Source organism: Ruegeria sp. G10, assembly GCF_056533645.1.
This window is the reverse complement of record NZ_JBQFOQ010000005.1, coordinates 273,716-282,535: the sequence shown is the minus strand read 5'-3', so window position 1 is coordinate 282,535 and position 8,820 is coordinate 273,716. Positions and strand designations below refer to the sequence as shown.

The 8,820-nt window shown below is 59.0% G+C and carries 8 protein-coding genes and 1 pseudogene; 5 read left to right on the top strand and 4 right to left on the bottom strand.

Features of this window, described 5'->3' with window-relative positions; all coding sequences use genetic code 11:
* Both ACR0KM_RS11540 and ACR0KM_RS11535 read left to right on the top strand, forming a co-directional pair.
* Window positions 1-313, top strand: a pseudogene (locus tag ACR0KM_RS11540) (iron-containing alcohol dehydrogenase); the annotation flags it as partial.
* 58 nt (window positions 314-371) lie between these two features.
* Window positions 372-1,142, top strand: a complete 771-nt coding sequence (locus tag ACR0KM_RS11535; RefSeq protein ID WP_480861779.1) for an alpha/beta hydrolase — start codon at window positions 372-374, stop codon at window positions 1,140-1,142.
* 288 nt (window positions 1,143-1,430) lie between these two features.
* Here the strand turns inward: ACR0KM_RS11535 and ACR0KM_RS11530 are convergent, their stop codons facing one another.
* Window positions 1,431-2,204, bottom strand: coding sequence for a hypothetical protein (locus tag ACR0KM_RS11530; protein ID WP_480861781.1), 774 nt, complete (start codon window positions 2,202-2,204; stop codon window positions 1,431-1,433).
* Window positions 2,201-4,159 (bottom strand): DNA topoisomerase IV subunit B, encoded by a 1,959-nt coding sequence (gene parE / locus ACR0KM_RS11525; protein ID WP_480861783.1) that lies wholly within the window; start codon window positions 4,157-4,159, stop codon window positions 2,201-2,203. The genes ACR0KM_RS11530 and parE overlap by 4 nt, the downstream gene beginning before the upstream one ends.
* Window positions 4,160-4,316: 157 nt before the next feature.
* Here parE and ACR0KM_RS11520 point away from each other — a divergent pair, with 157 nt between their 5' ends.
* Window positions 4,317-4,925, top strand: coding sequence for a carboxymuconolactone decarboxylase family protein (locus ACR0KM_RS11520; RefSeq protein WP_480865493.1), 609 nt, complete (start codon window positions 4,317-4,319; stop codon window positions 4,923-4,925).
* Between the two features lie 65 nt (window positions 4,926-4,990).
* Here ACR0KM_RS11520 and ACR0KM_RS11515 read toward each other — a convergent pair whose 3' ends face one another.
* Window positions 4,991-5,869, bottom strand: a complete 879-nt coding sequence (locus ACR0KM_RS11515) for an alpha/beta fold hydrolase (RefSeq protein ID WP_480865491.1) — start codon at window positions 5,867-5,869, stop codon at window positions 4,991-4,993.
* A gap of 112 nt (window positions 5,870-5,981) precedes the next feature.
* On the opposite strand from ACR0KM_RS11515, the gene ppk2 reads away from it, so the two are divergent.
* Both ppk2 and ACR0KM_RS11505 read left to right on the top strand, forming a co-directional pair.
* On the top strand, window positions 5,982-6,905 hold the full coding sequence (ppk2, locus tag ACR0KM_RS11510; protein ID WP_480821411.1) for a polyphosphate kinase 2: 924 nt from the start codon (window positions 5,982-5,984) through the stop codon (window positions 6,903-6,905).
* A 154-nt stretch (window positions 6,906-7,059) separates the two neighbouring features.
* Window positions 7,060-8,412: an MATE family efflux transporter gene (locus ACR0KM_RS11505; RefSeq protein WP_480861756.1), complete on the top strand. Its 1,353-nt coding sequence runs from the start codon at window positions 7,060-7,062 to the stop codon at window positions 8,410-8,412.
* 4 nt (window positions 8,413-8,416) lie between these two features.
* Here ACR0KM_RS11505 and ACR0KM_RS11500 read toward each other — a convergent pair whose 3' ends face one another.
* Entirely contained in the window at window positions 8,417-8,818 is a 402-nt protein-coding gene (locus ACR0KM_RS11500) for a hypothetical protein (RefSeq protein WP_480821415.1), read from the bottom strand.
* Window positions 8,819-8,820: the final 2 nt, after the last annotated feature.

Genomic DNA, 8,820 nt, shown 5'->3' with positions numbered 1-8,820 from the left:
CAACACCCATCACGGCACGACCAATGCGGTCTGTATGCCCGCTGTGCTGGATTTCAACGCCCCCGCCATCGCTGATCGCTTTCAGCAGGCCGCGGCCTATCTGGGCATTGAGGGCGGCTTTGACGGTTTCCGCGCCTTCGTGCAGGAATTCAACGATGCGCTGGGCATTCCGCGCAAACTCTCCGATCTGGGTGTGACCGAGGCGTCTATCCCTGAACTGGTCAAGGGCGCGATCATCGATCCGTCCTGCGGCGGCAACCCGATTGAACTGACCGAAGACAACCTGACCGCGTTGTTCAAATCCGCGCTGTAACAGGGTTGCAGACCCGATCCCTCACCTCGCATACTGCGCTGAGGTGAGGGAGTTTTTCATGTCAAAAGAGATTGTTCTGATCCACGGGGCCTTTGCCGGGCCGTGGTGCATGCCGGATTATGCGGAATTCTTCCGTGCGCGCGGCTGGACGGTGCATACCCCTGCGCTGCGCTATCATGGCGGAGACCCCCAGGCCGAGCCCGATCCCGGCCTGACCGACACTAGTGTCATGGACTACGCCGACGACATCGCCGCATTTGTGCAGGGGCTGGACAGCAAGCCAGTGCTGCTGGGCCACGCCATCGCCGGGGTGGTGGCGCAGCAGGTGGCGTCTCGGGGGCTGGCCAGCGCCATTGTCCTGATCAACCCGAACGCGGCCTGGGGCACGCTGCCCGAAACCGACGACGAACGCGCCGTGCCGCGTGCTTTGATGGAGGGTGGGGCGTTCTGGAAACAGCCCATGCGCGTCGATTTCGACCTGATGGCCCCCTTTGCGCTGAACAAGATGCCCGAGGCGCAGCAGCATGAGGTGTTCGACCAGCTTGGTCCGGAAAGTGGGCGGGTGATGTTCGAGATGTTCTTCTGGATGTTCGACGACCACCACGCGATGAAGGTCGACATCGACAAGGTCGACTGCCCGGTTTTGATCGTTTCCGGCACCGAGGACCGGGCCGTGAACCCCAACACCTGCCGCGCTTTGGCGAAGCTTTACGGAGACCGCGCGACGTTTTTGCCGGTCGAAAACCATGCGCATTTTCTGTTCATGGAGCCGGGGTGGGAGGCGCCAGCGGGTCAGATTGCGGAGTGGTTGGAGGGGGTGTCGGATTGACGCCCGATTGACCGGAAATCGGGAATTGTATGGTTTGTACGTTATTCCGGATGGGGTTTGTTCGGATCGTACAAAATTATTGGGGCGTGGGGTGTTTGGAAACCGTTAGGAATTGGGGTGTGTGGAGGGCGGAACCGGAGGGCGTTTGGAGTGCCGGGCTGAAGCCCGGCCTACCGGGGGAGATGGTTGAGATCGGGCGCGTGGATTGTGGCGATATAGGATGGGTGTTTACACCCATCTGGATGTGGGACATTTGATGGGTGCGAGCACCCATCCTACGATTGCTCGTCAGTGTCGACTTAGTGCACGATCAAAGAAGCCCTGCAATCGGTTCAACGGAAGAAAATGAAATTGATCCTTTGAAGCTTCAGTCACTATACCAGCCAAGAATACTTTTAGGTATGAGTTAGATAAGTGAAGCCCGAAGACAGGGCTCCCACTCATTCCTTTTGGGTCATAACCGAGCGAGTCAATCGGTTTGAAGCTCAGCCTGTCGGATAGAAATGGCAGCGTTTCTTTGCCAATAACTGCGTTGGGACCAATAGCGTAGTTTAAGTTGTCATAGTCGATTTCGTTACGGTAACCTGGGTACCCGACGGCGAATACACATATTGCCGATCTGGTGGACTCGAACGAAAGATCGTATCCAACTTCGTACCAGCCGTTTCGAGAGATACTTCCTTGCAACACTGGTTCTGTAAATTCACAAAGGACGCAATCGATACTGCCAGTGTTATTCTCTGCATGGATTGGGAATATTGCTTTTTCAGCTGTCGCCATCTTGTTCGTTTCATAATTAAAGAGGCTTATTTGCTCAAAATCAAAACTGCCTCTTTCGAACTGATGTTGGGACAAGATCGTAAAATATCTCTGACCAATTTTCACTTTGGCCATACTTCCACCGAGACCCATATTGTAAATCCCACAGCCTTCGGCGGCAAAAACGGCGGGTTCTGAGTAGGATTTGAGGTGTCGCGTAAGGCTGTTTGCCGGAACAATAAGTCCATTTACCTCGGCGCTAGTCGCAATCCTTGAGCCGAGGATTGTTCTTAGTGAGTTCAAACATCCAACTCCTCCACAAACCGCGCATTCTCCTGAATGTACTGGAACCGCAGTTCAGGCTTCTTACCCATCAGGCGCTCGACGAGGTCTCCGGTCTCGCCGGGTTCGTCCTCGTCTATCGTGACGCGGATCAGTTTGCGCGAGGCCGGGTCCATTGTGGTCTCTTTCAGGTCTTTGGCGTCCATTTCGCCCAGACCTTTGAATCGCGAGACGTCGATTTTGCCTTTGCCGCCCAGACCTTTTTCCAGCCATTCGTCACGCTCGGCCTCGTCCAAGCAATAGACGCGTTTGGCGCCTTGGGTCAGGCGGTAGAGGGGCGGGCAGGCGAGGTAAAGGTGGCCTGCGTCGATCATCGGGCGCATCTGGGTGAAGAAGAACGTCATCAGCAAGGATGCGATATGCGCGCCGTCCACATCCGCGTCGGTCATGATGATGATCTTGTCATAGCGCAGGTCGTCGACGTTGAACTTGGTGCCAAGGCCCACACCCAGCGCTTGGGTCAGGTCGTTGATCTCGGCATTGGTGCCCAGCTTGGAACTCGCCGCGCCCAGCACGTTCAGGATTTTGCCGCGCAGGGGCAGCAGTGCCTGCGTTTTGCGGTCGCGGCCCATTTTGGCGGAACCGCCCGCCGAGTCGCCCTCGACGATGAATAATTCGGTTCCGTCCCGTGTTGAACTGGAACAGTCCACCAGCTTGCCGGGAAGACGAAGTTTTTTAGTGGCGGACTTGCGTTGTGTTTCCTTCTCGGCCCGTCGGCGCAGGCGTTCCTCAGCCCTTAGGATGAGGAAATCCAGTATCGCGCCGGCGGATTTTGTGTCGGCGGCGAGCCAGTTGTCGAAATGGTCGCGGACCGAGTTTTCGACCAGCCGTTGCGCCTCGACCGTGGCGAGGCGGTCTTTGGTTTGGCCGACGAATTCCGGTTCCGAGATAAAGCATGACACCAGCGCGCAGCCACCGGTTATCAGGTCGTCGCGGGTGATCTGACCGGCCTTTTTGTTGTTGATCAGCTCTCCGTACGCCTTGATGCCTTTGAGGACGGCGGCCCAGAAGCCTGCCACATGGGTGCCGCCTTCGGGGGTAGGGACGGTGTTACAGTAGGACTGGATGAAGCCGTCGCGTGAGGGCGTCCAGTTGATCGCCCATTCGACCTTGCCGGGGGTGCCGAATTTTTCGTTGAAATCCACGGTTCCGGCAAAGGGTTGTTCGGCGTAGGTGGAGGAGCCGTTCATCGTTTCTTTGAGGTAATCCGAGAGGCCGCCGGGGAAGTGGAAGGTCGCCTCGGTCGGGGTTTCGCCGTCGTCGATGGCGGATTTCCAGCGAATCTCGACGCCCGAGAACAGGTAGGCCTTGGAGCGGATGGATTTGAACAGGCGGGCGGGTTTGAATTTGTGGTGTCCGAAGATGTCGGCATCGGCGTGGAAGGTGACCGTTGTGCCGCGCCGGTTGGGGGCTGCGCCGATCTTTTCCACGGGGCCCAGCGGGATGCCGCGTGAGAAGCGTTGTTCGAACAGCGTCTTGTCGCGCGCCACCTGCACGACCATTGAGTCGGACAGCGCGTTCACGACCGAGGCACCGACGCCATGCAGACCGCCCGAGGTCTGGTAGGCTTTGCCCGAGAACTTGCCGCCCGCGTGCAGGGTGCACAGGATAACCTCGAGCGCGGATTTGTCGGGGAATTTCGGGTGCGGGTCGATGGGAATGCCGCGCCCGTTGTCACGCACGGTCAGGGCGTAATCTGCGTGCAACTCGACCTCGATCCGGTTGGCGTGGCCGGCGACCGCCTCGTCCATCGAGTTGTCGAGGATTTCGGCGACCATGTGGTGCAAAGCGCGCTCATCGGTGCCGCCGATATACATGCCGGGGCGTTTGCGGACCGGTTCCAGACCTTCGAGCACCTCGATCGAGGAGGCGTCATAGGTGGTGGTCGCTTCGGGCGTCAACAGATCGTCGGGCATCGGTGCTGCTCTTGTTTTTGAGTTTCCCCCATTATGGCAGGTGATGTGGTCCGGGGGAAGAGGGGCGCGAGGTGTTGTAGGTGGTTTGCTGATGCTGCCGCGTTGCAATCCGATGAAATCCCGGCTCAAGTGGTTGATGAAACAGGAGGTGCAGGCGATGAGTTGGATCAAGACAATTCCATTTGACGAAGCGACGGGCAGGTTGAGGAAGCTCTATGAGCGGGTGACCGGGCCGGACAACAATGTGGACAACATCATGATGGCGCATTCGCTGCGGCCACATACGATGGAAGCGCATATGGCGGTCTACAAGAACGTGCTGCATCACTCGGCCAATCAGGTGCCGAAGTGGTTTCTTGAGGTGTTGGGCGTATGGGTCAGTGCCTTGAACCGGTGCGGCTATTGTGTCGAGCATCATTTTGCCGGGTTGCAGCGGTTGCTGGGGGATGAGGCGCGCGGCAATGCGATCCGTGCCGCGATCGAGGCGGGTGAGCCGGGCGACGCCCCGTTGGATGCGGCGCAGGTTGCGGCGATGCGCTATGCGCGGGTGCTGACCGAGGCTCCGGCGGAGTTGACCGAGGCGGATGTCGAGGCGTTGCGGGGCGCGGGTTGGGACGATGGAGAGATATTGGAGATCAATCAGGTGTGTTCCTATTTCTCATATGCCAATCGGACGGTGTTGGGGTTGGGCTGTTCGACTGAGGGGGATGTGTTGGGGTTGTCACCTAACAACTCGGATAACCCCGATGATTGGGGACATCGGTGAGGGCTGGGTCAGGGGGCGCTGCCCCTCCCGCTCCCCGGGATATTTATGGCCAGATGAAGGGCGGATCAGCGGTTTTTTGACCAGTCGAGTATCTTTTGGGCGACCTGTTGTGGTTGTTGATGGTGGAGCCAGTGGTCGGTGCCCGGGATGGTGATGCGGGTCAGGTTCGGGGCGAAGGCTTCGAGGTCTGCGGTGGAGGCGGGGAGCAGGGCGCGGTCCTCGGGACCCCAAAGCAACAGGTGGGGGCAGGTGACACGCAGCCGATCGAGAGGCAGGTCAGGCAGGTTTGTGCGGGGCTTGCCGGGTTCGGCTACAATCAGCGGTGAGGCGCGATACCAGTTGAGCATGGCATTCAACCGACCCAGGCGGGCCCATTCGCGGCGATAGTCTTGCATCCGCGCATCTGAAAGCCAGTCGTTGCCCATGCCGTGGCGAAAGAAGCGTTCGAGTTTGGAGAAGTTTTGGGCGGACAGGCTTGCGGCGGCATCGGGCGCCCTGAGATGGTTGATGTATTGTGATGCGGCAGACTGCGCACCGCCCGAAGCCATGGCGCGCTGGAACGGAACCGGGTGAACACCGTTTGCGATGATCAGGTGGCTGACCCGCTGCGGGTGGAACATCGCGAGGCCGTAGGCCACCGACGCGCCCCAGTCGTGGCCGAGTACATGCACGGGGCCGCCGATCTGGTCGATCAGCGTCGCCATGTCGGACGTGAGCTGCGAGAGCGTGTAGTTTCCAATGCCCTCAGGTGCCCAGCTTTGCCCATAGCCGCGTTGATCCGGGGCGATGCAGTAGAAAGTCTTGGCCAGATAGGGCGCCAGGTCGGCCCATGCGCCGCCATATTCCGGGAAACCATGCAGCATCAGCAGAGGCGGAAGGTCTGGATCCCCCCACTGGCGCAGGAAGAACGGGTGGCCGTTGAGGTTTGCATATTCGGTGCGCATGGGCGCCCCTTTGGGTATTTTGAAAAGATAAGTCACTTTGACACCAATCAAAGCGGAAAAGGACAGGCTCTGCTAGGCGTTCGCTCAAACAGCCAAGCTAAGGAGAATATGCATGGACGCAGCGCCCCAGACCCCCTCGCAGATCAAAGTTGTTCCGGCCAAGGCGTCGGAGGCCTCGGCACCGACACCCGAGAAGATTCGGCAGGCCTTTGAAAGCGGCAAGTATCCCTATGGCCGCAAGATGGCGCGGAAGGAATACGAAGCGCAGAAGGCTGAGTTGCAAGCTGAATTGCTGAAGGTTCAGTTGTGGGCGCAAGAGACCGGTCAGCGTTTCGTGCTGCTGTTCGAGGGGCGCGACGCAGCCGGTAAGGGGGGTACGATCAAGCGTTTCATGGAGCACCTGAACCCCCGTCAGGCCCGTGTGGTCGCGTTGAACAAACCCAGCTGGGAAGAGAAGGGCCAGTGGTATTATCAGCGCTACGTGCAGCAACTGCCCACCGTAGGGGAAATGGTGTTCTATGACCGCTCGTGGTACAACCGCGCAGGCGTGGAACGGGTGATGGGCTTCTGTTCGCCCAATGAATATCTGGAATTCATGCGGCAGACCCCCGATCTGGAACGGATGCTGGTGCGTTCGGGCATCCAGCTTTACAAGTACTGGTTCTCGGTCACGCAGGAAGAACAGCAGCGTCGGTTCAGAAGCCGTGAAACCGACCCCCTGAAACAGTGGAAACTGTCGCCGATCGACAAGGCCAGCCTCAGCAAATGGGATGACTATACCGAGGCGAAAGAAGCGATGTTCTTCTATACGGATACTGCCGATGCGCCCTGGACCATTGTCAAATCCAATGACAAGAAACGTGCGCGTCTGAATTGCATGCGCCATTTCCTGTCGACGCTGGACTACCCGGACAAGGACCACAAGATCGTAGGTAAGCCGGACCCCTTGATCGTCGGGCAGGCGCATCACGTCATCCACCGCTCGGACCATATTCTGGGCGCGGCACTGCACCCTGATGCAAAGATCAGCAGCTAGGCCGTCGCTGCGATATTCGCGCTCTGTCACAGCCATCACCCCTTTGGGTGGTGGCTTTGCGTGATTTGAATATAAGAGTCTCATCTTGAAATAACTCTGTCTGCTCTTGTCTCTGGCTCGGGCCGGGCCTAAGGCTTTGGGCGTGAACAAGGTGATGACATATCCCGCCCATTTCAGGGCGATTTCGGTGCTGGGCCTGCCTTTGATCGGTGGGCATCTGGCGCAGTTTGCCATTGGCCTGACCGATACCATCATGCTGGGCTGGTACGGGGTCGAGGCGCTGGCTGCGGTGACGTTGGCCAACAGCTACTACTTTGTTCTGTTTCTGTTTGGCGCCGGGTTTGGCTGGGCCGTGATGCCCATGGTTGCCACTGCCGCCGCCGAGGAGAATGAGACCAGCATTCGCCGCTCGACCCGCATGGGTCTGTGGTTGTCGCTGATCTATGCGACTGTGATGATGCCCTTGTTGTGGTGGTCTTATCCGATCCTGATCGCCTTGAAGCAAGAGCCGCAAGTGGCTGAAACAGCAGCGAAATACCTGCGTGTGGCGGGTTGGGGGCTGTTCCCGGCGCTGCTGGTGATGGTGTTGAAATCGTATCTGGCGGCGCTTGAGCGGACGCAGATCGTTCTGTGGATCACGATTGTCGCTGCCTTGGTCAACGGGCTGACGAACTATGCGCTGATCTTCGGCAATTGGGGTGCACCCGAGTTGGGGGTGATAGGTGCGGCCATCGCGTCGGTGGTGACACAGATCGTGTCGCTGGTGGCGGTGGTGATCTATGCGGTGCGGGCACTGCCCGAGCACAGCCTGTTCCAGCGCTTCTGGCGCCCGGATTGGGAGATGTTCCTGAGCGTGCTGCGTCTGGGTGTTCCTATCGGCCTGACAACGCTGGCCGAGGTGTCCCTTTTTGCGACCTCGGCCATCATGATGGGCTGGCTGGGGCCGGTGCCTTTGGCGGCACATGGGATCGCGCTGAACCTCGCTTCGGCGACGTTCATGGTGCATCTGGGGCTATCGAACGTTGCAACCATCCGTGCGGGCAATGCGCTGGGCCGTCGGGATCGTCCGCATCTTGAGAAAGGGGCGATCGCGGTAACTGTGATGTCGCTGATCATGTCGGTTTTGACGGTCATCCTGTTCCTGACCTGCGCCGAGCCGCTGATTTCGTTGTTCATGGAAGCTGATGATCCCCAGCGGCCGCAGATTCTGCTGATTGGCGCTGGTCTGCTGGCGATGGCGGCGCTGTTCCAGTTGGTAGATGGCGCGCAGGTGATTGCGCTGGGCCTGTTGCGGGGCTTGCAGGATGCCAAGGTCCCGATGGTGATGGCTGCACTCAGCTATTGGGTGATCGGTATCCCGGCCTCTTACTTCTTCGGCTTTGTGCAGGGGATGGAGGGGATTGGCGTATGGTTGGGTCTTGTCGTGGGGCTGGCCTGTGCCGCAGTTTTGCTGATGGCACGGTTCTGGCTGCGCTCGGTCCGCGATGTGGGCGGTGTGCCGGCCTGACGGGTCACTCTTTGCTGATCCGGTCGGATTTCTTGCGCACAAGCACCGAGCGTAGATCATGCATCGCCATCAGGAACTGATCGGTGATCTCGTCCAGTTGTTCGTCGGTCGCCTTGGACTGCGCCCATTGCGTGGTCAGGTTCAAGTGGTCCACGGTGCGGCGGATATCGTCCATATCGCGTCTCGCCAGATAGGTCTTTCGGTCCTCCATCCAGCGCGCGATCTCGGCCTTGTCCGGGTCGGTCAGGGTATACTGACCGTGCGGTTTAACCTCGCCATTGCGGATGTTGATGATCGCGATCTGGTCCATCTCGATCCTGCGCTGGCGGTTTTCCGTGTCGATCCGGAACACCGCTGCACCGTTCTCGCGGACGCGGAAGTAATACTCGGGCAGGGCGGTTGACATGG